22 protein-coding genes are annotated in these 25812 nt (G+C 65.3%); 9 read left to right on the forward strand and 13 right to left on the reverse strand.

What is annotated here, in order from left to right:
* The first annotated feature begins 79 nt into the window (after positions 1-79).
* The 4 genes from PO605_RS23265 to PO605_RS23280 all read left to right on the forward strand — a co-directional run bounded on the left by PO605_RS23265 (position 80) and on the right by PO605_RS23280 (position 4892).
* A complete protein-coding gene (locus tag PO605_RS23265; protein WP_047473910.1) occupies positions 80-1273 on the forward strand; it encodes a citrate synthase family protein in 1194 nt (397 codons plus the stop codon).
* 114 nt (positions 1274-1387) lie between these two features.
* Entirely contained in the window at positions 1388-1633 is a 246-nt protein-coding gene (locus tag PO605_RS23270) for a type B 50S ribosomal protein L31 (protein ID WP_012206708.1), read from the forward strand.
* 155 nt (positions 1634-1788) lie between these two features.
* Positions 1789-3528, forward strand: a complete 1740-nt coding sequence (locus tag PO605_RS23275; protein WP_016447454.1) for a hypothetical protein — start codon at positions 1789-1791, stop codon at positions 3526-3528.
* Complete coding sequence (locus PO605_RS23280) at positions 3525-4892, forward strand: MATE family efflux transporter (RefSeq protein WP_047473909.1); 1368 nt, start codon at positions 3525-3527, stop codon at positions 4890-4892. The genes PO605_RS23275 and PO605_RS23280 overlap by 4 nt, the downstream gene beginning before the upstream one ends.
* 28 nt (positions 4893-4920) lie before the next feature.
* Here the strand turns inward: PO605_RS23280 and phoR are convergent, their stop codons facing one another.
* From phoR to pstS, 7 genes are all read right to left on the reverse strand, one after another.
* Positions 4921-6315, reverse strand: coding sequence for a phosphate regulon sensor histidine kinase PhoR (phoR, locus tag PO605_RS23285; RefSeq protein ID WP_016447456.1), 1395 nt, complete (start codon positions 6313-6315; stop codon positions 4921-4923).
* A gap of 120 nt (positions 6316-6435) precedes the next feature.
* Entirely contained in the window at positions 6436-7131 is a 696-nt protein-coding gene (phoB, locus tag PO605_RS23290) for a phosphate regulon transcriptional regulator PhoB (protein ID WP_016447457.1), read from the reverse strand.
* A gap of 20 nt (positions 7132-7151) precedes the next feature.
* A complete protein-coding gene (phoU, locus tag PO605_RS23295; protein WP_016447458.1) occupies positions 7152-7853 on the reverse strand; it encodes a phosphate signaling complex protein PhoU in 702 nt (233 codons plus the stop codon).
* Between the two features lie 13 nt (positions 7854-7866).
* Entirely contained in the window at positions 7867-8649 is a 783-nt protein-coding gene (gene pstB, locus PO605_RS23300; RefSeq protein WP_016447459.1) for a phosphate ABC transporter ATP-binding protein PstB, read from the reverse strand.
* A 38-nt stretch (positions 8650-8687) separates the two neighbouring features.
* Entirely contained in the window at positions 8688-9551 is an 864-nt protein-coding gene (gene pstA / locus PO605_RS23305; RefSeq protein WP_034347746.1) for a phosphate ABC transporter permease PstA, read from the reverse strand.
* Positions 9552-9568: 17 nt separating this feature from the next.
* Positions 9569-10507: a phosphate ABC transporter permease subunit PstC gene (pstC, locus tag PO605_RS23310; protein WP_016447461.1), complete on the reverse strand. Its 939-nt coding sequence runs from the start codon at positions 10505-10507 to the stop codon at positions 9569-9571.
* A gap of 172 nt (positions 10508-10679) precedes the next feature.
* Complete coding sequence (gene pstS, locus PO605_RS23315; protein WP_016447462.1) at positions 10680-11720, reverse strand: phosphate ABC transporter substrate-binding protein PstS; 1041 nt, start codon at positions 11718-11720, stop codon at positions 10680-10682.
* A 247-nt stretch (positions 11721-11967) separates the two neighbouring features.
* On the opposite strand from pstS, the gene PO605_RS23320 reads away from it, so the two are divergent.
* Positions 11968-13452: a Ppx/GppA phosphatase family protein gene (locus tag PO605_RS23320; RefSeq protein ID WP_016451340.1), complete on the forward strand. Its 1485-nt coding sequence runs from the start codon at positions 11968-11970 to the stop codon at positions 13450-13452.
* 118 nt (positions 13453-13570) lie between these two features.
* Here the strand turns inward: PO605_RS23320 and ppk1 are convergent, their stop codons facing one another.
* Positions 13571-16015 (reverse strand): polyphosphate kinase 1, encoded by a 2445-nt coding sequence (gene ppk1, locus PO605_RS23325; protein WP_047473911.1) that lies wholly within the window; start codon positions 16013-16015, stop codon positions 13571-13573.
* 209 nt (positions 16016-16224) lie between these two features.
* Between ppk1 and PO605_RS23330 the strand changes: the two genes are divergently transcribed.
* The gene (locus tag PO605_RS23330) at positions 16225-17196 is read left to right on the forward strand and encodes a Ppx/GppA family phosphatase (RefSeq protein WP_047473908.1); all 972 of its coding nucleotides are present in this window, start codon (positions 16225-16227) and stop codon (positions 17194-17196) included.
* Between the two features lie 109 nt (positions 17197-17305).
* Entirely contained in the window at positions 17306-19159 is a 1854-nt protein-coding gene (locus PO605_RS23335) for an EAL domain-containing protein (RefSeq protein ID WP_016451338.1), read from the forward strand.
* A gap of 86 nt (positions 19160-19245) precedes the next feature.
* Here the strand turns inward: PO605_RS23335 and glmM are convergent, their stop codons facing one another.
* The 4 genes from glmM to PO605_RS23355 form a co-directional block, all read right to left on the reverse strand.
* Positions 19246-20589, reverse strand: a complete 1344-nt coding sequence (glmM, locus tag PO605_RS23340; RefSeq protein WP_016447467.1) for a phosphoglucosamine mutase — start codon at positions 20587-20589, stop codon at positions 19246-19248.
* A 16-nt stretch (positions 20590-20605) separates the two neighbouring features.
* Positions 20606-21442: a dihydropteroate synthase gene (gene folP / locus PO605_RS23345; protein ID WP_047473906.1), complete on the reverse strand. Its 837-nt coding sequence runs from the start codon at positions 21440-21442 to the stop codon at positions 20606-20608.
* A gap of 138 nt (positions 21443-21580) precedes the next feature.
* The gene (gene ftsH / locus PO605_RS23350; protein ID WP_016447469.1) at positions 21581-23503 is read right to left on the reverse strand and encodes an ATP-dependent zinc metalloprotease FtsH; all 1923 of its coding nucleotides are present in this window, start codon (positions 23501-23503) and stop codon (positions 21581-21583) included.
* A 171-nt stretch (positions 23504-23674) separates the two neighbouring features.
* Positions 23675-24328 (reverse strand): RlmE family RNA methyltransferase, encoded by a 654-nt coding sequence (locus PO605_RS23355; protein ID WP_016447470.1) that lies wholly within the window; start codon positions 24326-24328, stop codon positions 23675-23677.
* Between the two features lie 31 nt (positions 24329-24359).
* Here PO605_RS23355 and PO605_RS23360 point away from each other — a divergent pair, with 31 nt between their 5' ends.
* Together PO605_RS23360 and PO605_RS23365 are read left to right on the forward strand one after the other, a co-directional pair.
* Complete coding sequence (locus PO605_RS23360; RefSeq protein WP_012206726.1) at positions 24360-24833, forward strand: YhbY family RNA-binding protein; 474 nt, start codon at positions 24360-24362, stop codon at positions 24831-24833.
* Positions 24834-24846: 13 nt separating this feature from the next.
* A complete protein-coding gene (locus PO605_RS23365) occupies positions 24847-25641 on the forward strand; it encodes a hypothetical protein (RefSeq protein ID WP_046238475.1) in 795 nt (264 codons plus the stop codon).
* Between the two features lie 63 nt (positions 25642-25704).
* Here PO605_RS23365 and PO605_RS23370 read toward each other — a convergent pair.
* Positions 25705-25812 (reverse strand): IS3 family transposase (locus PO605_RS23370; RefSeq protein ID WP_272206511.1); only part of this gene is annotated, 108 nt, incomplete at its 5' end.

Consider the following 25812-nt stretch of genomic DNA (forward strand, 5'->3'; position numbering starts at 1 on the left):
ACAAGGCTTGGAGTTCGCACCATAGGTTCCTGGTAAATATTGTCAATATTGATTCAATTAATCAACATATGATCGACCCATGCCCGACTACCTGAACTCCACGGAGGCCACCGCGCTGCTGGGCGTGAGCCGTGCCACGCTGTACGCCTATGTCAGCCGAGGCCTGCTGCAGGCCCACGCCGCAGACACGCCGCGCCAAAGCCGCTACCTGCGCGAAGAGGTCGAGCAGCTCGCACGCCAGCGCGGCCAGGGCCGCAAGCCGCGCGAAGTGGCGCAGGCCGCGCTCAGCTGGGGCCTGCCGGTACTGGAGTCCACGATCACATTGATAGAAAAGGGCCGCCTGTACTACCGGGGCGAGGACGCCGTGCATTGGGCGCGAACCCGCACGCTGGAGGAGACAGCCGCCCTCCTGTGGCAATGCCCGACCCAGGCAGCCTTCGCTGCAAACGCCGTGGAGGCCGCGCCTTTGCTGTCCGACCTGCAGCAGCGCATGGCAGGCCAACCGTGCGAAAACACATTGCTGCCCCTGTTCACCGTCGCCAGCGATGACACGGCCACCGCTGCCTGGCAGCAATCACCCGAACGGCTGGCGGCAGGCTGCGGTGCGCTGTTGCGCCTGCTGGCTGCCTGCCTGCTGGACACCGCGCCGGACAAGGCCGCCATCCATCTGCAATGCGCACGGGCCTGGAAGCTGGACGCGCCAGGCGCGGACCTCGTGCGCATGGCCCTGGTGCTGTGCGCCGACCATGAACTCAACGCATCAGGCTTCACGGCGCGCTGCGTGGCCTCCACGGGCGCAAGCCTGCGCGCTGCCGTGGTGGGAGGCCTTGCCGCTTTGACAGGCGGGCGCCACGGCGGCACGACCGCGCGCGTGGAAGCGCTGTGGGACGAGGTGGGCGAGCAGCAGATCGCCACCCGCCTGCGCCAGCGTCTGGCGCGCGGCGAATCCCTGCCCGGCTTCGGCCACCACCTCTACCCTGATGGCGACGTGCGTGCCGCCCTGCTGCTTGACATGCTGCCGGCGCATGGCCCGGCAACGATGCTGGCCAAGGAGGTGATGGCGCTGACGGGGCAGGCGCCTTCGGTCGATTTCGCGCTGGTGGCCCTGCGACGGCATCTGCAGCTGCCGCCGGGCAGCGCCTTCGGCCTGTTCGCGCTGGGCCGCTGCGCCGGCTGGCTGGCGCAGGCGCTGGAGCAGCGCGCCACCCGGCAAATCATCCGTCCGCGCGCGGCGTACACGGGCCCCAGGCCTGCGGGTTTGGCACGGAACTGAGCACTATGCGATAATGCAGGGCTTTTTCTTGCGGAAAGTACGCTTGATTTGAACCGCTACAAAGGTTGCAGCGGGTCAGGCACGGCTACCGCACTTGCATCAGAAGGAAAGATCATGAAAGAAGGCATCCACCCCAACTACCGCGAAGTGCTGTTCGTGGACCTGTCCAACGGCTTCAAGTTCGTGACCCGCTCCTGCGTGAACACGAAGGAAACCGAAACCTTCGAAGGCAAGGACTACCCCCTGTTCAAGCTGGACACCTCGTCCGAGTCGCACCCCTTCTACACCGGCACGCAAAAGTCGGTGGACAACATGGGCGGCCGTGTGGAGCGCTTCCGCAACCGTTTCGGCAAGAAGTAAATCCTGCTTCTCCGGCCAGAAGGGCAGCACGGGCAACCGCGCTGCCCTTTTGTTTTTCGCAGTCCGGCCAATCCATGCCGGCCAGGCATGCCCCATTCTTTTCGAGGCCCTTGCTTCGCGTATTCTTGCGCCCTCCGTTGCAGAAAGTCCTGTGAGTGAACCAGCCCACCCCTGCCATCGTTGCCCAAAGCGCCGTGCGCCGCCTGCCGCGCTGGTCGCTGCTGCTGCTGTGCCTGGCCTATGTCGTGCCCGGATATGTGGGGCGCAGCCCCTGGCGCATGGCCGACATGGAGGCCTTCGGCTACATGCGGGAGCTGGCCCTGGGCCATACCTCCTGGCTGGCACCGCGCATGGCGGGGCTGCTGCCCGAATCCGAAGGCCTGCTCTCGTACTGGCTCGGTGCGCTGGCCATGCAGGGAGCACCTTCCTGGCTGCACCCGGAGATGGCGGCACGCCTGCCCTTTATCGCCATGCTGGTGATCACGCTGGCGGCCACTTGGTGGGGCGTGTACTACCTGGCGCGCACACCGGGGGCACGCCCCGTGGCCTTTGCCTTTGGTGGTGAGGCCCAGCCTACCGACTATGCGCGCGCCATGGCCGACGGAGGGTTGCTGGCCCTGGTGGCCTGCCTGGGCCTGGCCCAGCTCTCCCACGAAACCACCAGCTACATGACCCAGCTGGGCTGCGCGGCCCTGCTGTTCTTTGCCGCCGCCGCCATGCCCTACCACGGCCGCACGGCCACGCTGGCATTGCTGCTGGGCCTGCCCGGCCTGGCACTGAGCGGCGCGCCGACCGTGGCCACGCTGTTCGGCCTGGGCGGTACCGCCATGGCTTTCTTCTCGCGCACCTGGGGCGACGAAGCCACGCCCGCCCCACGCGCATCACGCCTGTGGACCGTGCTGTGGCTGGCGGTGACGATCTTGGCGGCCGCACTGTCCTGGTGGCTGGACCAGTGGGCCTGGCGCGTGGTGGACAGCGGCACTGCAAAGGAATGGCAAAGCCTGGTCAGGCTGCTGCTGTGGTTCAGCTGGCCCGCCTGGCCGCTGGCACTGTGGACGCTGTGGGTTTGGCGTCGCCAGATCGCCACGCCCCGGCGCTATCCCCATCTGGCGCTGCCGCTGTGGTTTGCCATCATTCCGGTGATCGCTTCGTTGAGCACGCTGCCAGCAGACCGCGCCCTGCTGCTGGGCCTGCCCGCCATCGCCACGCTGGCGGCCTTTGCCCTGCCCACGCTGCGCCGCAGCATCAGCGCCCTGATCGACTGGTTCACCCTGCTGTTCTTCAGCGCCGCGGCCATTGCCATCTGGGTGATCTGGCTTTCGCTGCAGACCGGCATTCCCGCCAAGCCCGCCGCCAATGTGGCAAGGCTGGCCCCGCAGTTCACGCCGGAATTCTCGGTGCTGTCCTTCGCCGTGGCGGTGGCCGCCACCCTGGCCTGGTGTGTGCTCGTGGCCTGGCGCACCTCGCGCAACCGTGCGGCCATCTGGAAGAGCCTGGTGCTGCCCGCCAGTGGCGCCACGCTGGCCTGGCTGCTGCTGATGACGCTGTGGCTGCCGCTGATGGACCATGCGCGCAGCTTCGAGCCACAGATGCGCCTGGTACTGGCCGAACTGCCCAGGGACGGCAGCTGCGTTCAAACCTATGGCCTGCCGCGCGCCCACATTGCCGCGCTGCGCTACTACGGTGACATCGATACCCAGCGCCTGAGCATGGCCGGTGCCGCGCGCTGCGACTGGATGGTGGCCGAGGAAGAAACCTGGCTGGATCCTCACAGCGCACGCCTGCAGGCCACCTGGGAGACCGTGGCCCGCGTGGTACGCCCCACCGACCGCAAGGACTTCCTTCTGGTCTTGAAACGCAGGCCTGAGGCGAGGCCCGTCCAGGTCAAGCCATGAACCTGCCAGCGCACGCCCCCCTGAGCGCAGAGCGACGCACCATTGCCCAGCATGCCCTGACCGTGCTGGCCGGGCAGTTGGCCGTGATGGCCTTCGGCGTGACCGACACCATCGTGGCGGGCCGCTATTCAGAGGAGGCGCTGGCGGCGCTGTCCGTGGGATCAGCCATCTTCGTGAGCGTCTACGTCTCGCTGATGGGCATTTTCCAGGCCCTGCTGCCGCTGTGGGCCGAGCACCGCGGCGCCGGACAGCCCCAGGACATAGGCCGCACGCTGCGGCAGGCCATGTACATGCTGCTGGCGGCCTGCGCCGTGGGCATGGGCGTGCTGCTGTTTCCCGATGCACTGCTGCGCTGGGCCGATGTTCCGCTGCCGCTGCAGGTGCAGGTGCGGGCCTATCTCTCGGTGCTGGCCTGGAGCCTGCCGGCCGCCCTGCTGTTTCGCATCTACAGCACGCTCAACCAGGCGCTGGGCCACCCCTTGCTGGTGACCTGGCTGCAGCTGGTGTCGCTGCTGATCAAGATCCCTTTGTCCATCTGGCTGGCCTTTGGCGGAGCCGGCCTGCCGGCCTTGGGCGCCGAAGGCTGCGCCTGGGCCACGCTGATCGTGAACTACGCCATGGTCGCGCTGGCCTTGTCTTTGATGCGCAGCCAACGCCTGTACGCACCGCTGGCGCTGTGGCAGCGCATGGAGCCGCCGGACTGGCCCCAGCTGGCGCAGTTCGCGCGCCTGGGCATTCCGGCGGGACTGGCGATTTTGGTGGAGGTGACATCGTTCACGCTGATGGCCTTGTTCGTGGCGCGCCAGGGCACGCTGGCCTCGGCCAGCCACCAGATCGCCGCCAACCTTGCGGCGCTGTGCTACATGGTGCCTCTGTCACTGGCCATTGCCACCAGCGCACGGGTCAGCTACTGGCGCGGCGCCGGCGACGAGGTCACGGCGCGGCGCCTGGTCGCCATGGGCTGGCGACTGGCGGCAATGGGCGGGTTGGTGCTGGCCTCTGCGCTGTTCCTTTCCCGCGAGGGCCTGGCCCGCATCTACAGCGGCAACCCCGAGGTGGTGGCCGTCACCGCCAGCCTGCTGGCCTGGGTGGCTGCCTACCATGTGGCGGACGCCATCCAGACTTTCTGCATCTTCGTGCTGCGCTGCTACCGCATCACCGTGGCGCCGCTGGTCATCTATTGCCTGCTGCTATGGGGTGGCGGTCTGGCCGGCGGATACTGGCTGGCCTATGGCACGGACAGCGTCCTGCCCGCCTGGCTGCACCCGGGCACGCCCGCCCCCTTCTGGGCCGGCAGCGCCTGTGCGCTGCTGGTGACCGCCGTGGTGTTCAGCGCGGTCGTACGCAAGGCCACAAACCGCTGAGCGGGCAGCGGCCATCCGTCAGAGCGCGCTATGCGGCGCGGCTGCCCCGGCTGTCGCTGCTGTCACGGGCCTCGGGCGCAGGAATGCGCACCCGGCTGGCCGGAAAGGTCACCGAAAACTCCGATCCCTGGCCCGGCGCGCTGGTGATGCCCAGCTTGGCACCATGGCGCTGCAGCACATGCTTGACGATGGCCAGGCCCAGGCCCGTGCCGCCGGTATCGCGCGAACGGCTGCGGTCCACGCGGTAAAAGCGTTCCGTCAGGCGCGCCAGGTGCTTGGGCTCGATCCCTGGCCCGGAGTCCTGCACGGCAAAGCGTGCCGATCCATCGGGCAAGGTCTCCCAGGTGACGTCGATGCGCCCGCCTGCCGGTGTGTAGCGCATGGCGTTGGCCAGCAGGTTGGAGAAGGCGCTTTGCAGCTCGGCGCTGGCGCCGGCCACCTCGCCGGCCTGCGCCAGCATCTCGGCCGACGGAAAGCTCAGCGCATGCGGCAGGGATTGCTTGCGCGTCAGCATGGACGACAGGCCGCGTGCCTCGTTTTCGCAGCGCTGCATGAGCTGGGCCACGGGCACCCATTCGTTGCTGCTGGGCAGCGGACTGCCCTCCAGGCGCGACAGCGCCAGCAGGTCTTCCACCAGATGCTGCATGCGCTCGGCCTGCTGGGCCATCAGGCCCAGGTAGCGGTTGCGTTCCTCGGGCTCCAGCGGCAGGTTCTGCAGCGTCTCGACAAAGCCCACGAGCACGGTCAGCGGCGTGCGGATTTCATGCGAGACGTTGGCCACGAAGTCACGGCGCATGGCCTCGGCCTGCTCCACCGCGGTCACATCGCGCGCCAGCAGCAGCTTGCGCCCTTCGCCATAGCCGTACAGTTGCACCGACAGCTTGACGGGGCGCGAGGCCGTGCTTTCGCGGCCCTGCATGACCAGATCGCGCGAGAAATCCTGGGTGGCGAAATAGGCGCTGAACTCGGGGTCACGCACCAGGTTGCCAATGCTTTGCAGCAGGTCGCGTTCGGCATCGAAGCCGAACTGGCGCGCCGCGATCTGGTTGCACCATTCGATGCGGCCGTCGGCATCCAGCAGGACCACGCCGTTGGGACTGGCCTGCAGGGCAGAAAGAATGTCATTGAGCCGCTGGTCGCCCTGCTGCACCTGCTGCACGCTCTGGCGCAGCCAGCGGCGCATGCGCACGCTGGCTTCTCCCCAGATGCCGCTGAGTTCAGGCGCCTCCCGCAGCTCCGACTGGCGCAGCCAGGACAGCAGGCGCATGGCGTTCCAGCTGTCCACCAGCCACCAGATCCAGCCCGCGCACAACGCACCCGCCAGGGCCGCCACGGCCTGTGACGCCATGCCGGGGCTGGAGGCCGCCATGGCGCCCCACAGCCACCATCCCAGCAATGCGCCCGCGATCTGGGACGCCAACAAGCGAAAACCTCGCCAACCCATACTTGCGCCTTCTTTGCGTTGTATTCGCTGCCTGGGGCAGCGGCGCCCGGGCATGGCCTGCGGGGGCCATGCGTGGATTCATTGGAACGCAGGACCGCCTCAGGCCAGCGCCTGCGCGCTGAGCCGGTAGCCGGCGCCCCGCACCGTTTCGATCAATGCACCGGCCATGCCCAGCGCCTCGCGCAGCCGCTTGACGTGGACGTCCACCGTGCGCTCCTCGATGAAGACGTGATCGCCCCAGACTTTGTCCAGCAACTGGGCACGGCTGTGCACACGCTCGGGGTGCTTCATTAGATAGTGCAGCAGCTTGAACTCGGTGGGGCCCACCTTGATCATGTCGCCCTGCCAGCTCACGCGGTGCGCGGCGGCGTCGAGCACCAGCTCGCCGATGCTGACCTTGTCCTGGATCTGCTCGGGCGCGCGGCGCCGCAGCACGGCACGGATGCGCGCCAGCAGCTCCTGGGTCGAGAAGGGCTTGGTGATGTAGTCATCGGCACCCGCATCGAGCCCCGCCACCTTGTCCGGCTCATCGCCGCGCGCCGTGAGCATCAGGATGGGTACGGCCTTGGTGCGGCTGTCGGCGCGCCACTTGCGCGCCAGGGCCAGACCGCTGGCACCGGGCAGCATCCAGTCGAGCAGGATCACGTCGGGCAGCACGGCATCGAGCTCGCGCTGCGCGGTCACGCCGTCCTCGGCCCAGACCGGCTGGAAGCCGTTGTGCCGCAGGTTGACAGCGATCAGCTCCGCGATGGCGGGCTCGTCCTCGACGATAAGGACCATGGGCATCTTCTTCATCCGTTGTTCGCCTCCGGCACTTACAGCACTGCCGACTCGATGGCATCCATGGTCTGGTGGCGGACATCCTTGCCCTCCACCAGATAGATGATCAGCTCGGCCACATTCTTGGAGTGGTCACCGATGCGCTCAATGGCCTTGGCCAGGAACAGCAGGTCCAGGCTGGCCGAGATGGTGCGCGGGTCTTCCATCATGTAGGTGATGAGCTTTCGCACAAAGCCGTCGAACTCCTGGTCGATCAGGTCATCTTCCTTGAGGATGGCCACGGCCGCCTTGGTGTCCAGCCGCGCAAAGGCGTCCAGCGTCTTGCGCAGCAGGCCCGAGGCCATCTCGGCCGCAGTGCGCAGGTCGCCCGTGGGCAGGGAGCGTGCGGCGCCGCTTTCGATGATGGACTTGACCATGCGCGCCATCTTGTGCGCTTCGTCGCCCATGCGCTCCAGGTTGGCCGTGGCCTTGGAGAAGGCGATCAGCAGGCGCAGATCGCGCGCCGTGGGCTGGCGTCGGGCAATGATGGACGACAGTTCGTGGTCGATCTCCACTTCCATGGCATTGACGCGCTTTTCTGCGGCATCGACCTGCTCCACGGCCTCGATGCTGAAGCGCGACAGCGCATAGACGGCTTGGCGGATCTGGGACTCGACCAGGCCGCCGAGTTCCATTACGCGCGCCGAGACGCGGTTGAGTTCGCTGTCGAACTGGCTGGAAAGGTGTTTTTCGGTCATCGATGGCTCCTGCTCAGCCGAAGCGGCCGGTGATGTAGTCTTCCGTTTCCTTGCGCTGGGGCTTGAAGAACATCTGCTCGGTGTCTCCGAATTCCACCAGGTCGCCCAGGTACATGTAGGCCGTGTAGTCGCTGCAGCGGGCCGCCTGCTGCATGTTGTGCGTGACGATGACGACGGTGTAGTCGTTCTTCAGTTCGGCAATCAGCTCCTCGATCTTGGCCGTGGAGATCGGGTCCAGGGCCGAGCAGGGCTCGTCGAGCAGCAGCACTTCGGGCTTGATGGCAATGCCGCGTGCAATGCACAGGCGCTGCTGCTGGCCACCGGACAGGCCCGAGCCGCTTTGCTGCAGCTTGTCCTTGACCTCGCCCCACAGGGCCGCCTTGCGCAGTGCCCATTCCACACGGTCGTCCATGTCGGAGGAGCTGAGGTTTTCAAACAGCTTCACGCCGAAGGCGATGTTGTCATAGATGGACATGGGAAACGGCGTGGGCTTCTGGAACACCATGCCGACCTTGGCGCGGATCAGCGCCACGTCCTGCTTGCTGGTCAGCAGGTTCTCGCCGTCCAGCAAGATCTGGCCTTCGGCGCGCTGCTCGGGATACAGCTCGAACATGCGGTTGAAGGTGCGCAGCAGCGTGGACTTGCCGCAGCCCGACGGGCCGATGAAAGCCGTGACCTTCTTTTCGGGAATGTCCAGGTTGATGCCCTTCAAGGCGTGGAACTTGCCGTAGTAGAAGTTCAGGTCGCGCACCGTCAGCTTGGAAGAGGTCAGCGCGCTGGAAGAGGTCGCAGTCATTGCGGAATCCTTGTCCTGGTTGATTGCTTGTTGCTGCATTACTTCTGGCGGGTCAGGAACCGCGCCAGGATATTGAGACCGAGCACCGCCACGGTGATCAGGAACACACCGGCCCAGGCCAGTTGCTGCCAATTCTCGTAAGGGCTCATCGCGAACTTGAAGATGGTCACCGGCAGGCTGGCCATGGGCTTGGACAGGTCGGCATTCCAGAACTGGTTGTTCAGCGCCGTGAACAGCAGCGGGGCGGTCTCGCCGGCAATGCGGGCCACGGCCAGCAGCACGCCGGTGATCACGCCGGCGCGCGCTGCACGCAGCGTCACCATGATGATGACCTTCCACTTGGGCGTGCCCAGCGCGTAGGCGGCTTCGCGCAGGCTGGCAGGCACCAGCACCAGCATGTTCTCGGTGGTGCGGATGACCACGGGAATCACGATCAGCGCCAGCGCCACCACGCCCGCATAGCCGGAAAAGCTCTTGAAGCGCGCCACGACCACGGTGTAGACGAACAGGCCGATCACGATGGACGGCGCCGACAGCAGGATGTCGTTGACGAAGCGTGTGGTATTGGCCAGCCAGCCACGCGCATCGTATTCAGCCAGGTAGACACCGGCCATCACGCCGATGGGCGTGCCCACGAACGTGGCCAGCGCCACCATGATCAGCGAGCCGAAGATGGCGTTCGCAATGCCACCGGCCTCATTGGGCGGAGGCGTCATCTCGCTGAACAGTGCCAGGCTCAGGCCGCCGATGCCCAGGGTGATGGTCTCCCACAGAATCCAGATCAGCCAGAACACGCCGAAGGCCATGGCAGCCAGGGACAGGGTCAGCGCCACCTGGTTCACACGCTTGCGCTGGGCATACTTGGCCTGGCGCACGCGCGACAGCTCGGCGGCATTGATCATCTTGGTGGAGGTGCTGCTCACGAGCGTGCTCCTTCATTCTTTTGCAGGCGGTTGAGCAGGACCTTGGAGCAAGCCAGCACCACGAAGGTGATGAAGAACAGCACCAGACCCAGATAGATCAGCGAAGCCTGGTGCAGGCCCTCGCCCGCTTCGGCGAACTCGTTGGCCAGGGCCGAGGTGATGCTGTTGGCAGCCTCGAAGACCGACAGCGAGTTGAGCTGGTTCATGTTGCCGATCACGAAGGTCACGGCCATGGTCTCGCCCAATGCACGGCCCAGGCCCAGCATCACGCCGCCGAGCACGCCGGTCTTGGTGTAGGGCAGAACCACCTTCCAGACCACTTCCCAGGTCGTGGAACCCAGGCCATAGGCAGACTCCTTGAGCAGGGCCGGAGTGACCTCGAACACATCGCGCATCACGGAGGCGATGAAGGGAATGATCATGATGGCCAGGATGATGCCGGCCGACAGGATGCCGATGCCCACCGGCGGGCCGGACACGAAGGCCTCCAGATAGGGAACGCCCTGGAACAGCTTTTGCAGGGGCTGCTGCACATAGGTGGACAGCACGGGGCCGAACACCATCAGGCCCCACATGCCGTAGACGATGGAAGGCACGGCGGCCAGCAGCTCCACGGCCGTGCCCAGCGGGCGCTTGAGCCAGGCCGGCGACAGCTCGGTGAGGAACAGCGCGATGCCGAAGCTCACGGGCACCGCAATCAGCAAAGCGATGGCCGAGGTGGCCAGCGTGCCGTAGATCATGACCAGGCCGCCGAATTCGTTGCGAACGGGGTCCCAGACACTGCGGCCGAGGAAACTCAGGCCGTATTCATAGATGGCGGGCCAGGCACCGACCAGCAGCGAGGCCAGGATGGCCAGCAGCAGGCCCAGCGTCAGCAGCGCGGCCAGACGCGCGAGAGCGCCAAACAAGCGATCCGCCACGCGCCCCGACAGCATCGGGGGGCGTAGCGGAGAAGGTGTGCGTCGCTGGGAAGCCTGTGCAGAGGCGGCCAGCGAGTTCGAGGGCGACGTTGTGGACACGTGAGGCGCCTTTATTCGCGGTTTGTGAAGAGATCAGGGGAGCCATGATGCACCTGCCGGCGGTGCGCCATGGCCCCCTTTTCAGGGTTTACTTCAGGGAAATGGCAGTGCCGGAGGTGTCCTTGATCTGGCCCCAGGATTGGAAGATCACGTTCTTGACGGCGTCAGGCATGGGCACGTAGTCCAGGTCGGTGGCGGTCTTGTCGCCGGACTTGTAGGCCCACTCGAAGAACTTCAGCGAGGCAGCGGCCTGTGCAGGCTTGTCCTGGGCCTTGTGCATGATGATGAAGGTGGCCGAGGTGATGGGCCATGCCTCCTTGCCAGGCTGGTTGGTCAGGATCTGGTAGAAGCTCTTGGCCCAGTCGGCACCGGCAGCAGCGGCCTTGAAGGTGGCGTCATCAGGGGACACGAAGGTGCCGCCTGCGGTCTGCAGCTGGGTGTAGGTCAGCTTGTTTTGCTTGACGTAGGCGTACTCGACGTAGCCGATGGAGTTGGGCAGGCGACCCACGAAGGCGGCCACGCCTTCGTTGCCCTTGCCGCCTGCGCCCGTGGGCCAGTTCACAGCCTTGCCTTCGCCAACCTTTTCCTTCCACTCGGCATTGACCTTGGACAGGTAGTTGGTGAAGCCGAAGGTGGTGCCCGAGCCGTCAGCGCGGCGCACGGGAGCGATGGTGGCGTCAGGCAGGTTCACGCCCGGGTTCAGGGCCTTGATGGCCTCGTCATTCCACTTGCTGATCTTGCCCAGGTAGATGTCGCCCAGCACCTGGCCGGTCAGCTTGAGCTGGCCGGGCTGGATGCCCTTGATGTTGACCACGGGCACGATGCCGCCGATCACGGTGGGAAATTGCACCAGACCCTTCTTAGCCAGTTCTTCATCCTTGAGCGGCTCGTCGGAGGCGCCGAAGTCCACGGTCTTGGCTTCGATCTGCTTGATGCCGGCGCTGGAGCCCACGGACTGGTAGTTGATCTTCACGCCGGTGGCCTTGTTGTAGTCCGCAGCCCACTTGGAGTACAGCGGAGCCGGGAAGCTGGCGCCTGCGCCGGTGGCTTCCTGCTGAGCCAGGGCCTGGCCCACGCCGCCCGCAGACAGAGCACCAGCCACCAGAATGTGAATCACAGACAACTTCATGTACAGACCTCTTAGGGGTTGAAAGATGCGATGGCTGGACTGTAAGAAGGCTTTGTGACATTGATGTGACATGGAAAAAAGGCGTCACAAACAGCAGGCCTTCCCATGTAAGAACCCGGTCATCGCGATGTCACAATTCCGTCTTAGTCTTGTGTGTCGCACGAGCAGGCACCAGACAGGTGCAGCCCTGCCCGCTCGGACATCGCTGTGCAATCGTGCTCGACGAATCTTGATTGGCGTTTCTTTCATGGCACCAGAATCCCTGCTCGCTGCCGTTGACCTCGGGTCCAACAGCTTTCGCCTCGAAATAGGCCGCGTCGGCAGCCACCAGCGCATAGAGCGCGTGGAATACCTCAAGGAAACCGTGCGCCAGGGCAATGGGCTCAACGAGCGCCATGAACTGACTGACGAAGCCATGCAACGCGGCTGGGACTGCCTGGCACGCTTTGGCGAACGGCTGGCCGGCTTTGCGGCCGACCAGGTCCGCGCCGTGGCCACACAGACCCTGCGCGAGGCCCGCAACCGCGATGTCTTCATCGCGCGAGGCAGCACCCTGCTGGGCTTTCCCATCGAAGTCATCTCGGGCGAGGAAGAGGCCCGGCTGATCTATCGCGGCGTCTCCAGCCTGCTGCCGCCATCGTCTCAACGGCGTCTGGTGGTGGACATTGGCGGGCGCTCTACCGAAGTCATCATCGGCCAGCATGGCGAAGCGCGCCAGGTGGCCTCCTACCCCATAGGCAGCGTGGCCTGGAGCACGCAGTTCTTTGGCGAGGGCACGCTGTCGCGCGCGCACTTCTCGGCCGCCATCAAGGCGGCGCAGGCAGCCCTCACCCAAACCGTATCGGCCTATCCAGCCACCGCCTGGGACTGCGCCTATGCATCGTCAGGCACGGCCAACGCCGTGGGCGACATCCTGGCTGCCAACGGATATTCCGGCGGGCTGATCACGCCCGACAGCCTGCGCTGGCTGCATGAGCAGCTGATGGAGGCCGGCCATGTGGACCGCATCCGCCTGGCCGGACTCAAGGAAGACCGGCGAGCCGTCATCGCCGGCGGCCTGAGCATTCTGATGGCCGCCCTGGGCCTGCTGGGCATCGACGAACTGGAGGTTGCACAGGGCGCGCTGCGCCAGGGCGTGCTGCATGATCTGCTGGAACACGAGCCGCCTGCCGATCGCGAAGCCGCCGAGATCGCGGCGCTGCAACAGGACTTCGGCATTGACACATCCCACGCTCTGCGTGTTCGCAAGGTGGCACGCTGGGCCTGGCAATCGCTGCAGGCGCAGCAGCCGCCCGATGCACTGGCCACGCACGCACTGGACACGGCTGCCAGCCTGCATGAGATCGGCATGCGCATCTCTCTGAGCGCCTACCACCGCCACGGCGCCTACATCACCGAACACTGCAGTGCTGCCACCTGGCCCGTGGAGCTGCGCGAACGCATCACCCAGCTGGTGCTTGGCCACCAGGGCAAGCTGCGCAAGCTCGAGGCTGCCATCGAGGACCGGGCTGTGGCCTGGCCATTGCTGGCGCTGCGCCTGGCCGTGCAGCTGTGCCACGCCCGGCGCGATCCCGATCTGCAGGGCATGCGCCTGCACCGCTCGGACAGCGTCTTTCACCTGACCGTGCCGGAAGGCTGGACCAGGAGCTACCCCCAGTCCGCCCAGTTGCTGCGCACCGAAGCCGTGGCCTGGCAGAAGACGCCTTGGACGCTGCAGTTGCATCTGCACTGAACGCCGAACATCTCCGGCTGCCGCAGCGACAAGCAAAAAGCCCTGCCAGCGCAATGCGTTGGCGGGGCTTTTTCGATTGCACAGGGCAGGCGCGCGGCGCCCTGACAGGATATGCGGCTCAGGCCCGAGGGCCGTAACGCTCCATCAAGGCGTTCTGCGCCCCCAGGCCCGTGGTCGGATAGGGTGCGCGCTGGTAGGCGCCATTGGCTTCCAGCGTCCAGGCGTCGCGGTTGTCATGCAGGCTGGCGACAAGACATTCGTCTATCACCTGCTGGCGCAACGCCGGATCGCGCACAGGCCAGGCCAGCTCCACCCGGCGCATCATGTTGCGGTTCATCCAGTCCGCACTGGACAGCAGCAACTCCTGCTGATTGCCCCAGGCGAAGTAGAAGACGCGCGAATGCTCCAGGAAGCGGCCGATGATGGAGCGCACGCGGATGTTGTCCGTCCAGCCCTTGCGCTGCGGCGGCAGCATGCAGGCGCTGCGCACGATGAGATCGATGCGTGCGCCCTGCTGACCGGCACGCACCAGGGCCTGCATGAGCAACTCGTCAGTCAGCGCATTCATCTTCAGCACAATCCGCGCCTCTTCGCCGCGCTGTGCGGCCTCGCCCACCTGGGCAATCAGCGCCAGCATGCGATCGTGCAGCTGGAACGGTGCAATCACAAGCTGGTGCAGCTTGGGCAAGCGGTTGTGGCTGGACAGGTGGCTGAACACGGCATCCATGTCGGCCGTGATCTGCGCATCGCAGGTCAGCTGGCTGATGTCGGTGTACAGGCGCGCCGTGCGCACGTTGTAGTTGCCGGTGGACAGGTGGCCGTAGCGCTTGAGCTGGCCGCTGCGCTTTTCGCGCCGGGTAATCAGCAGCATCTTGGCGTGCGTCTTCAGGCCCAGCACGCCGTAGACCACCTGGGCGCCCAAGGCCTCCAGCTTTTCGGCGGAGTTGATGTTGGCCTCTTCGTCAAAGCGGGCCTTGAGTTCCAGCACGGCCAGCACTTCCTTGCCGCGGCGAACCGCCTCGGCCAGCAGCTGCATGATCTCGGAGTCCGATCCCGTGCGGTAGATGGTCTGCTTGATGGCCAGCACCTCAGGGTCATTGACGGCTTCGCGCAGCAGCTCCAGCACGCCGTCGAAGCTCTCGAAGGGCTGGTGGATCAGCACATCACGCTTGCGTATCTGGGCCATCACCGAGCGGCCCGGCTGCAGCTGGCGCGGCCATGCCGGACGCCAAGGCGGAAACAGCAGCGCGGGGTCATCGACCAGATCCACCAGCTGCGACTGGCGCACCAGGTTCACGGGCCCCTTGACTCGGAACAGTGCCTCGGTCGGCAGGCCGAACTGGCCCAGCAGCAGGTCGGACAGCATGGGCGAGCAGGCAAAGGACACCTCCAGCCTCACCGCCTGGCCGTAGTGGCGATGGTGCAGACCCTGGCGCAGGGCCGTGCGCAGGTCGCTGACGTCTTCCTCATCCACTGCCAGGTCCGAATGGCGCGTGACACGGAATTGCGCAAACTCCGCCACCTCACGCCCCGGGAACAACTCGACGAGATGGGCGCGCACGATGCTGGAGATGCTCACGAACAGGCGCTGCTTGCCCGCGATCTTCTCGGGCAGGCGCACCAGGCGCGGCAAGACACGCGGCACCTTGACGATGGCCACCTCGTTGGCACGGCCAAAGGCATCGACACCTTTGAGGCGCACGATGAAGTTCAGCGCCTTGTTGGCCACCTGGGGGAATGGATGGGATGGGTCCAGGCCCACGGGCATGAGCAGCGGCTGGACTTCGCGCAGGAAGTACTCGCGCACCCATTTGCGCTGGGCGCTGCTGCGCTCGCCATGGGATACCACGCGTATGCCCTGCCCCGCAAAGGCGGGAATCAGTGACTGGTTGTACAGCGTGTATTGGCGCAATACCAGCTCATGCGCCTTGTCCATCAGCGAGCGGAAGCTCTGCAGGGTGTACAGGCCCTTGGCGTCGCCGGCCTTGGCGGCCGTCACATGCGGGGCGCAACGCACCTCGAACCATTCGTCGAGATTCGAGGAGACGATGCACAGATAGCGCAAACGCTCCAGCAGCGGCACATCTTCACGCACGGCCCAGTCCAGCACGCGCTCATTGAAGGCCAGGATGCAATGGTCACGGTCAAGAAACTGTTGCTGCTGCTCTTGCACTTCACCGCTTTCGGCTGTGGCGTGCAGTCCAGTGTATTCGGGGGCGGGAAGCCTTGCAGAAGAAGCAGAGGCAGAAGCCGCAATGGCCTGGCCCTGCAGCTCCGACAAGGCGGTGGAGAGGCTTTTCGCCAGAGGCATCATCGGGACATTCAGGGGTGCAGAGACGGGTATGGGAGCTGTCTGGCGGGCCATGCCCAGCGAAGCCGGCCCTGCGGGCACGGCACGCGCTCCCTGTTCATGTTCTGGTTCGGCAGGTGCGGCAGAGGCGCCACCGGGAATCGGCGTGAATGTCTGGGGCATGGATGCAGGGGCCCGGCCTGGGCAGGACCCGGTAGTCACCCCGCTAGCCGGGGATTCGGGCAGTCTGCCCCGGATTTGTGACATGTTCATGACATGCATTCCTCTGTTCATGACATCTGTCATACAAGCCAAGTCAGGCGCAAGCAACGGCGCAGAAACCGTCACGCAAAAGTCATGACCCAGTCACACCGGCACGAGAGCGACGCGAGATCGCCGGGGTGCTAAGCTAGCTGCCTTCCCCTGGATGCCGTTGGCTGCTGCAAACCTGCCGCAGCCGTGCCGTCGTCCGCCTTTCGCGCATGCCCTCTTCCAATCCCCCCGAAAGCCGCCTGGCCGCCATCGACATTGGCTCCAACAGCTGCCTGCTGGCCATGGCCCGCAGCGACGGCGCAAAGGTACAGCTGCTCAGCCATCGCAAGGAAGCCATACGCCTGGGCAGCGCCCTCGACGCCCAGGGCGCCTTGAGCCTGGAGGCCATGCAGCGCGGCTGGGCCTGCCTGGAGCGCTATGCGCAGGTGCTGGGTGATTTGCCCCGCCACCGCGTACGTGCAGTGGCCACGCAGACGCTGAGAGAGGCATCGAATCGCCAGATCTTCCTGGACGAAGGCCAGCGCATCCTGGGCTGCCCCATCGAGGTCATTGACGGCGAGGAGGAAGCACGCCTGATCTATCGCGGCGTCGCCCAGTTGCTGCCGCCCGGCGCCCAGCGGAGGCTGGTGGTGGACATCGGCGGCCGCTCGACCGAGCTGTGCCTGGGTCAGCAGCGACAAGTACTGCAGGCACGCTCCTTCGCCTTCGGCAGCGTGACCTGGGCCTTGCGCCACTTCCCCGATGGCGAGCTGTCGGCCCAGGCCCTGTCCCAGGCCGAAGCAGCCGTGGCCGACATCATTGCGCCCGAAGCAGGACTTTTCGCTGCCGGGCAATGGAGCCATGCCTATGGCTCCTCGGGCACGGCCGGTGCCATTGTCAAGGTCCTGGCCCATGCGCCCGGCGGCACGGCCGGCTGGATCACGCGGCAGGGACTGGACTGGCTGCATGCGCAGTTGCTGCGCGCAGGCCATGTCGACCGTGTGAACATGGACGGACTCAAGGAAGAGCTGCGCCCCATGATCGGCGGCGGCATGAGCGTGATGCGGGGCATCTTCTCCAGCCTGGGCATCGAGCGCATGCGCGTCACGCACGGCGCCCTGCGCCATGGCGTGCTCTATGAATTGGCCCACAAGCTCGATGCGCAGGCCAAGGGCCGGCAACGACAGTCCACCGGCACCTGAAAACCAAGGCCCTGCCCTCGCCAGGGAACGACAAAATGCTGTTTTGCGCGCAAGTGCTACACTTTGTAAGTTCCCCCTCATCCCTTTACCACCGCCCTAACGCTTCGCCATGTCCGCGCCGACGATTGCGTACGACCCTGTACTCGAACGTCCGTCTTCGATGATGGCGGCGTCGCTGCAGCGCAGCCTGCGCGAGCAGCAGGCACTGCTCGACAATGCCGGCGTGGGCATCGTCTTCATCCGCCAGCGCGTCATCGTCCGATGCAACCAGTGCTATGCCGACATCTTCGGCTACGCGGGCGAACACGCGCTGGTCGGCATCAACAGCGAGCACCTGCACCCCAGCCGCGACGAGCTGCGCAGCCTGGGGCGCGAGGCCTATCGCACGCTGAGCGCGGGCCTGTCCTTTCGCACGCAGCGCCGCCTGCGCCGCAAGGATGGCAGCCTGTTCTGGGGTGAACTGACGGGCCGGCTCATCAATCCGGGCGATGCACGCGAAGGCTCCATCTGGATCGTCAGCGACATCGACGACCGTCTGCGCGCCCAGCAGGCCCTGAGCCAGGCCCACGAACTGCTGGAGCAGCAGGTGCGCGACCGTACACGCGAACTCAGCGCCACGGTGGAGAACCTGCACCGCGAGATCGCCGACCGCAAGCTGGACCAGGAACGCATCTACTGGATGGCGCACTACGACGCGCTCACCGGCCTGCCCAATCGCACGCTGCTGGCCGAGCGCAGCGCCCGCGCCATCGAGCTGGCCAAGGTCAACGACACGCCACTGGCCGTGATGTTCCTGGACCTGGACCATTTCAAGCATGTCAATGATTCGCTGGGCCATCGCGTGGGCGATGCCCTGCTGGTGGAGATTGCCCGCCGCCTGCGTGCCGTCGTGCGCGACCGCGATACGGTGGCCCGCATCGGCGGCGACGAATTCGTGCTGCTGCTGCCCGGCGCCAATGCCCAGGGTGCGGCTCGCGTGGCAGGCAAGCTGCAGGAGGCGTCGCGCCAGGCCTACCAGATCGACCGCCACGAACTGACCATTGCGCCGTCCATGGGCATCGCGCTGTACCCGCGCGACGGCCACGACATCGACTCGCTGACACAGGCCGCCGACGCGGCCATGTACCACGCCAAGCAGGCCGGCCGCAACACCTACCGCTTCTTCACTCCGCAGATGCAGGCCCAGTCCCTGCGCGCCCTGCAGTTGGAGAACGCCTTGCGGCGGGCGCTGGAGCGCAATCAGCTGTATCTGCACTACCAGCCGCAGATCACCCTGAGCACCGGGCGCGTGCGCAGCGTGGAGGCACTGCTGCGATGGGAGCACCCCGAGCTGGGCTCGGTCTCGCCCGCGGAGTTCATCCCCGTCGCCGAGGACAGCGGCCAGATCCTGCAGATCGGCGAATGGGTGCTGCGCAGCGCCATGCAGCAACTGCAGGCCTGGCGCAATGCGGGGCTGCGGGACCTGAAGGTGGCCGTGAACCTGTCGGCCATCCAGTTCCACCAGCAGCAACTGCCCGAAATCATCAACCGCATCCTGCTCGACAGCGACCTGCCGGCCGATTCTCTGGAGCTGGAGCTGACCGAGGGCGTGGCCATCCATGATCCGCGCCAGGCCACGGCGACCATGGACCGGCTGCGCGAGCATGGCGTGCGCCTGGCCATGGATGACTTCGGCACCGGCTATTCATCCCTGAGCCAGCTCAAGCGCTTTCAGATCTACAAACTCAAGATCGACCAGTCCTTCATCCAGGACCTGGACCACGACAGCAATGACCGCGCCATAGTCAGCGCCATCATCCGCATGGCCCAGGCCCTGGGCATGCAGACCACGGCCGAAGGCGTGGAAACGGAGGCGCAGCTGCAGTTCCTGCGCGAGCAGGGCTGCGATGAAGCCCAGGGCTACCATTTCAGCCGCCCGCTGCCGCCCCAGGCGCTGGAGGCCTTTCTGCGCAGCCAGGGCTGAACAGCTCACCGCGCCACGGTCTGCAGACGAAAAAGCCGAAGACTGCAGCTTCGGCTTTCCATGGCCGGGCACGTGCCGCCCGCCGCTCAGGGCATGGGTGAATTCTTCGCCACGCTGGCCAGGCGCTCGGCGCAGCGGCTGGCCTGGTCGCCATCGCGTGCCTCCACCATCACGCGCAGCAAAGGCTCGGTGCCGCTGGCGCGGATAAGCACGCGCCCCGTATCGCCCAATTCGGCCTTGACGGCCTCGGTGGCTTCCTCCAGCTGGGTGTTGCGCTTCCAGTCCTGGCCCGGCTGCAGCCGCACGTTGAGCAATACCTGGGGAAACAGCTGGACCGAAGACAGCCACTGCGACAGGCTCTTGCCCGAACGCACGCAGGCCTGCAGCACCTGCAGCGCGCTGACCAGGCCATCGCCAGTGGTGTGCTTGTCCAGCGCCAGCAGATGGCCCGAGCCCTCGCCCCCCAGTGTCCAGCCCTGGCGGTGCAGCTCCTCCAGCACATAGCGGTCGCCGACCTTGGCGCGCACAAAGCCCACCCCCTGGGACTTCAGCGCCACCTCCACGGCCATATTGGTCATCAGTGTGCCCACGGCACCCGGCACGGCCTCGCCACGCGCCAGCCGATCGGCCGCCATCAGGTACAGCAGTTCGTCGCCGTTGTAGAGCCGGCCAGCCGCATCGACCAGCAGCAGCCGGTCGGCATCACCATCCAGCGCCACACCGAAGTCGGCCTTGTTCGCTCGCACGGCCAGCACCAGGGCCTCGGGATGGGTGGCACCCACGCCTTCGTTGATGTTCAGTCCATCGGGCGCACAGCCAATGGCCACCACATCGGCCCCCAGTTCATGGAAGACCTTGGGGGCGATCTGGTAGGCCGCGCCATGGGCTGCATCGACCACGATCTTCACACCCTTGAGCGTGAGCGCATGGTCGAAGGTGCTCTTGCAGAACTCGATGTAGCGCCCTGCCGCGTCTTCAAGGCGCCGGGCCTTTCCCAGAGCGGCAGAGTCGACCCATACGGGATCTTCGGTCAAGGCCTGCTCGACCTCTTCCTCCCAGGCATCGGGCAGCTTGGTGCCCTGTGCGCTGAAGAACTTGATGCCGTTGTCGTAATAAGGGTTGTGGCTGGCGCTGATGACCACGCCCAGGCTGGCGCGCTGGGCGCGCGTCAGATAGGCCACGCCCGGCGTGGGCAGGGGGCCCAGCAGCATCACGTCCACGCCGGCAGAGTTGAACCCGGACTCCAGCGCGCTCTCCAGCATGTAGCCCGAGATCCGCGTGTCCTTGCCGATCAGCACCATGGGACGGGCTTCCTTGCGCCGCAGCACACGGCCCACGGCATGCGCCAGACGCAGCGCGAAGTCGGGGGTGATGGGCGAACGGCCCACCAGGCCGCGAATTCCATCGGTACCAAAATATGTGCGTGCCATAGTGCTCCTTTGTTGTTCAGTCGTTGTCGTGCATGGTCTGCCAGACCGTCAATGCCGCCACCGTATCGGCCACGTCGTGCACGCGCACCACGCGCGCGCCACGCTCCACCGCCAGCAGTGCCGCCGCCACGCTGGGCACCATGCGCTGGCCCTGTGGACGGCCACTGACCTGCCCGAGCGAGCCCTTGCGCGACCAGCCGGCCAGCAGCGGGAAGTCTAGGCCCAGCAATTCATGCTGGCGTGCAAGCAGGGAAAAATTCTGTGCCACGCTTTTGCCGAAGCCGATGCCATAGTCCCAGACGATGCGCTCCCGCGCCACGCCCCGGGCCAGCAGGGCATCGCTGTGCAACTGCAGGAAATCGCGCACGGCGGGCACGGCATCGCCTTGCATGGGCGTGGTCTGCATGTCCTGCGGCGTGCCATGCATGTGCATGAGACAGATGCCGCAGCTCGGGTGCGCGGCCACCACCTGCTGCGCGCCCGGCTGGCGCAGCGCCCAGATGTCGTTGACGATGTCGGCCCCCAGATCCAGCACGGCCTGCATGACCTCGGGCTTGTAGGTATCGACGGAGACAGGCACGCCCAATTGCACCGCGCCCTGCACAACAGGCAGCACGCGCCGCAACTCCTCATCCAGCGGAACAGCCGGTGAGCCGGGCCTGGTGGACTCGCCGCCAATATCGAGGATGTGCGCGCCCTCACTGACCAGTTGCTCTGCATGCCACAAGGCCTGCTCCACCGTGTTGTGCCGCCCGCCGTCGGAAAACGAGTCGGGCGTCACATTGACGATGCCCATGACCAGTGGACGCTGAAGGTCTAGAACAAAGCGCGAAGTCTGCCATTGATGCGGCATGGGATTTCCTGAAGGTAGGCGCCCGCCGGACCGGGTTCATCGCTGGCCGTTGCGGGCGATTGAGCACATCCTGCAAGCAAAGCAAAAGGGCCCCTCAGGGCCCTTTGCATAGGATTGGCCGATTCTGCGGCAAGCAGCTCAGGCCGTGGTGGGCGCAGGGTCGGCATCCACTGCCGGCGTGCCGCCGGACGAGTTGCCACCGTCGGACGACGGAGGGTTGCGCGGCACCCAGTCCTTGGGAGGACGCGGCTCACGGCCGGCCATGATGTCATCGAGTTGCTCGGCGTCGATGGTTTCCCAGTCGAGCATGGCCTTGGCCATGGCATGCATCTTGTCGGAGTTGTCCTCGATCAGCTTGCGCGCCAGTCCGTACTGCTCGTCGATGATGCGGCGAACCTCCTGGTCCACCTTCTGCATCGTCTGCTCGCTCATGCTGTTGGTCTTGCTCATCGAGCGGCCCAGGAAAGGCTCGCCTTCCTGCTCCGCATAGACCATGGGACCCAGCGCGTCGGTCATGCCGTAGCGGGTGACCATGTCGCGTGCGATCTGCGTGGCCCGCTCGAAGTCGTTGCTCGCGCCCGTGGTCATCTGGTTCATGAACACTTCTTCGGCAATGCGTCCACCGAACAGCATGGCGATCTGGTTGAGCATGAACTCCTTGTCGTAGGAGTAGCGGTCCTTCTCGGGCAGGCTCATGGTCACGCCCAGCGCACGGCCGCGCGGGATGATGGTGACCTTGTGCACGGGATCGCACTTGGGCAGCAGCTTGCCGATCAGTGCGTGGCCTGCCTCGTGGTAGGCCGTGTTGCGGCGCTCTTCCTCGGGCATGACCATGCTCTTGCGCTCGGGGCCCATGATGATCTTGTCCTTGGCCTTCTCGAAATCCTGCATCTCGACGGTGCGCGCATTGCGGCGCGCGGCCATCAGGGCTGCTTCGTTGCAGAGGTTGGCCAGATCGGCGCCCGACATGCCAGGCGTGCCGCGCGCGATCACGCCCGGGTTCACGTCCTGGCCTACAGGGATCTTGCGCATGTGCACATTGAGGATCTGCTCGCGGCCACGGATGTCGGGCAGCGTCACATACACCTGACGGTCGAAACGGCCGGGGCGCAGCAGCGCCGCATCCAGGATGTCGGGACGGTTGGTTGCAGCCACGACGATCACGCCGAGGTTGGTCTCGAAGCCGTCCATCTCGACCAGCATCTGGTTCAGGGTCTGTTCACGCTCATCGTTACCACCGCCCAGGCCTGCGCCACGCTGGCGGCCCACGGCATCGATTTCATCGATGAAGATGATGCAGGGTGCATTCTTCTTGGCGTTCTCGAACATGTCGCGCACGCGGGCCGCGCCCACGCCGACGAACATTTCAACGAAGTCGGAGCCCGAGATGCTGAAAAACGGAACCTTGGCTTCACCAGCGATGGACTTGGCCAGCAGCGTCTTGCCGGTACCCGGAGGACCGACCAGCAGCAGGCCGCGCGGAATGCGCCCGCCGAGCTTCTGGAACTTGTTGGGGTCCTTGAGGAAGTCCACGACTTCCTTGACCTCTTCCTTGGCTTCGTCGCAGCCTGCAACGTCGGCAAAGGTCACGGTGTTGTTGTTCTCGTCCAGCATGCGCGCCTTGCTCTTGCCGAAGCTGAAAGCACCGCCCTTGCCGCCGCCCTGCATCTGGCGCATGAAGTACACCCACACGCCGATCAACAGCAGCATGGGCCCCCAACTGACGAGCAGGGTCATGAGGACCGAGCCTTCTTCGCGGGGCTTGACGTCGAACTTGACGTTGTTGTTGATCAGGTCACCCACGAGCCCGCGATCCAGGTAGGTGGCGGTGGTGCGCACCTTGCGGTCATCGTTGGTCGTGGCCACGATCTCGGTGCCGCCGGGGCTTTCCTGGATGGTGGCGCTCTTGATGCGATTGCTTCGCACCTCTTCCAGGAACTCGGAGTAACCGACATGGGACGCGCCAGCGCCGCCACGGGTGTCAAATTGCTTGAACACCGTAAACAGCACCATGGCGATGACCAGCCAGACGGCAATTTTTGAAAACCACTGATTGTTCAAGCGGGGCTCCAATGGGGGATACAGATAAAACGACTTCCAGCGTGCTCGAAGCGTATTTGCGGTCCATTTTAGGTGTTTCAAGCTGGCTGGTCGCCTATATCCCTCTATAGCAGCCATAGCTTGAATACGGTCTTGACCCGGGTCAGGGCAGCGCCGGGCGGCTGCACAGAGCTACTTGAGCCCCATGCCCACCAAAAACGTCTCCGAAGACTTGTCACGCGAGGACTTGGGCTTGATCGGCTTGACCACCTTGAAGGTCTGCCGGAACAGCGCAACCAGGTCATCGTAGGCCCCGCCGTGGAAGAGCTTCACCACCAAGGCGCCTTCAGGTTTCATATGGTGGATGGAAAAATCAACCGCCAGTTCGACCAGCAGCGCAATGCGCGCCGCATCCGTCGTGCCGTTGCCCGACAGGTTGGGCGCCATGTCGGAGACCACCACGTCGGCCTTGCCCCCGCCCAGGGCCTCCTGGAGCTGGGCCAGAACCGGCTCCTCGCGGAAATCGCCCTGGATGTACTGCACGCCCTCAATGGGCTCCATGGGCAGCAGATCCAGCGAGATGATGCGGCCGTTGAGAGCGCCGACGGCCGCCCCGTTGGGCGACAGGCAACGGCGCACATACTGGCTCCAAGCCCCGGGTGCGCAGCCCAGGTCCACCACCGTGGCACCCGGCCGGATGAGCTTGAGCTGCTCGTCGATCTCCTTGAGTTTGTAGGCCGCGCGCGCGCGGTAGCCGTCCTTCTGGGCGGCCTTGACGTAAGGATCGTTGACGTGGCTGTTGAGCCAAGCCTTGTTGACCTTCTTGCTTTTTGTGTTGACTTTCATGCTGGATTCTTTCAGCCTCGATAATACGGCCATGCCCCAAATTCAATTGACTCCCGCCGAGCGCCGGGAACACCGCGCCAACGCACACCACCTGGACCCCGTGGTCCTCATCGGGGGTGACGGCCTGACGGCTGCCGTGCAAAAGGAGGTCAACGCCGGCCTTAACGCACATGGCCTGATCAAGGTCCGTGTCTTCAACGACGACCGCGCCGCACGCGAGCAGATGTATCTGCAGCTGTGCGACGAGCTTGGCGCTGCACCCATTCAGCACATCGGCAAGCTGCTGGTGCTCTGGCGCCCCATGCCGGAAAAGGAAAAAGCCATCGACGAGAACCGCATGCCCGGCCCTCGCGATGTCAAGCTGCTCAAGTTCAGCAAGCGCTCCGGCCAGAAGCCCGAGGTCAAGCAGATCCGCGTGCTGGGCAACCAGCGCCTGACGGCAGGTGGCCAGGTCAAGCGCGCCAAGCCCAAGCAGAAGTCGGTCAAGAAGCGTCAGGCAGACTGAGTCCGCCGCATCCATGACCGTAGCATCCCATGCCGCCAGCGTGGCCCAGGCCGCGCAACCGCCCTCCGCCTCCCCCTCTGCGCAGCAGCGCTTCGTGATCTGCATGAAGTGGGGCAAGAAGTACGGTCCGGAGTATGTCAACAGGCTCTACGCCATGGTGCGCCGGCATCTGAAGGGCGATTTTCGCCTTGTCTGCCTGACCGATGACGGCGTGGGGATTCGCGACGAGGTCGAATGCCTGCCGATTCCTCCGCTGAACCTGCCCGCGGGCATTCCGGAGCGTGGTTGGAACAAGCTGGCCACCTTCAGTGCCGACCTGCACGGCCTGCGCGGCACGGCGCTGTTTCTTGACGTGGACGTGGTCATCACCGGGCCGCTGGACGATTTTTTCACCGAGCCCGGCGAGTTCCTGATCATCCACGACTACAAGCGTCCGTGGCGCATCACGGGCAATTCCTCGGTGTACCGCTTCGAGCTGGGTGCCCACCCCGAGGTGCTGGACTACTTCCGCACGCATTTCGAAGAAATACGCCGCAACTTTCGCAATGAGCAGGCCTATCTGTCCGATATGCTGCACAAGCAGGGCAAGCTCAAGTACTGGCCACAGGCCTGGTGCCCAAGCTTCAAGTACCACTGCATTCCGGCCTGGCCGACGAACTACTGGAAGCCGCCCTTCGTGCCCGAGGGTGCACGCGTGGTGATCTTCCACGGCGAATGCAACCCGCCCGACGCGTTGGCCGGCCGGCGCAATCGGCGCTTTCGCTATATCCGGCCTGCCACCTGGGTGGCCGAGCACTGGCACGAGTGAGCAGCTCGACCCACAAAAAAACGCCCGCGCTGAACTGACCCCAAGAAGTTGGACGGTTGGAAGCTAGCGGCTCAAGGCCTGAGTTCGGTACTGTACCGGGCTCAGGCCTTTTAGTTTGAGCTTGATGCGTTGGTGGTTGTAGTAATGAATGTAGCGGCGCAGGCCGCGCTG

The organism is Delftia sp. DT-2, from assembly GCF_028401915.1.
In the GTDB taxonomy this organism is placed as follows: Bacteria; Pseudomonadota; Gammaproteobacteria; order Burkholderiales; family Burkholderiaceae_C; genus Comamonas; species Comamonas tsuruhatensis.

Excerpts from the sequence above, each read along its gene's own strand:
- PO605_RS23335 (WP_016451338.1), top strand. The coding sequence starts at position 17,306 with ATGTCCGCGCCGACGATTGCGTACGACCCTGTACTCGAACGTCCGTCT.
- phoU (WP_016447458.1), bottom strand. The coding sequence starts at position 7,853 with ATGACCGAAAAACACCTTTCCAGCCAGTTCGACAGCGAACTCAACCGC.
- PO605_RS23365 (WP_046238475.1), top strand. The coding sequence starts at position 24,847 with ATGACCGTAGCATCCCATGCCGCCAGCGTGGCCCAGGCCGCGCAACCG.
- PO605_RS23265 (WP_047473910.1), top strand. The coding sequence starts at position 80 with ATGCCCGACTACCTGAACTCCACGGAGGCCACCGCGCTGCTGGGCGTG.
- ppk1 (WP_047473911.1), bottom strand. The coding sequence starts at position 16,015 with ATGAACATGTCACAAATCCGGGGCAGACTGCCCGAATCCCCGGCTAGC.
- PO605_RS23320 (WP_016451340.1), top strand. The coding sequence starts at position 11,968 with ATGGCACCAGAATCCCTGCTCGCTGCCGTTGACCTCGGGTCCAACAGC.
- pstB (WP_016447459.1), bottom strand. The coding sequence starts at position 8,649 with ATGACTGCGACCTCTTCCAGCGCGCTGACCTCTTCCAAGCTGACGGTG.
- pstS (WP_016447462.1), bottom strand. The coding sequence starts at position 11,720 with ATGAAGTTGTCTGTGATTCACATTCTGGTGGCTGGTGCTCTGTCTGCG.
- PO605_RS23270 (WP_012206708.1), top strand. The coding sequence starts at position 1,388 with ATGAAAGAAGGCATCCACCCCAACTACCGCGAAGTGCTGTTCGTGGAC.
- glmM (WP_016447467.1), bottom strand. The coding sequence starts at position 20,589 with ATGGCACGCACATATTTTGGTACCGATGGAATTCGCGGCCTGGTGGGC.
- phoB (WP_016447457.1), bottom strand. The coding sequence starts at position 7,131 with ATGAAGAAGATGCCCATGGTCCTTATCGTCGAGGACGAGCCCGCCATC.
- PO605_RS23280 (WP_047473909.1), top strand. The coding sequence starts at position 3,525 with ATGAACCTGCCAGCGCACGCCCCCCTGAGCGCAGAGCGACGCACCATT.
- pstC (WP_016447461.1), bottom strand. The coding sequence starts at position 10,507 with ATGCTGTCGGGGCGCGTGGCGGATCGCTTGTTTGGCGCTCTCGCGCGT.
- PO605_RS23355 (WP_016447470.1), bottom strand. The coding sequence starts at position 24,328 with ATGAAAGTCAACACAAAAAGCAAGAAGGTCAACAAGGCTTGGCTCAAC.
- PO605_RS23360 (WP_012206726.1), top strand. The coding sequence starts at position 24,360 with ATGCCCCAAATTCAATTGACTCCCGCCGAGCGCCGGGAACACCGCGCC.
- PO605_RS23330 (WP_047473908.1), top strand. The coding sequence starts at position 16,225 with ATGCCCTCTTCCAATCCCCCCGAAAGCCGCCTGGCCGCCATCGACATT.
- folP (WP_047473906.1), bottom strand. The coding sequence starts at position 21,442 with ATGCCGCATCAATGGCAGACTTCGCGCTTTGTTCTAGACCTTCAGCGT.
- pstA (WP_034347746.1), bottom strand. The coding sequence starts at position 9,551 with ATGATCAATGCCGCCGAGCTGTCGCGCGTGCGCCAGGCCAAGTATGCC.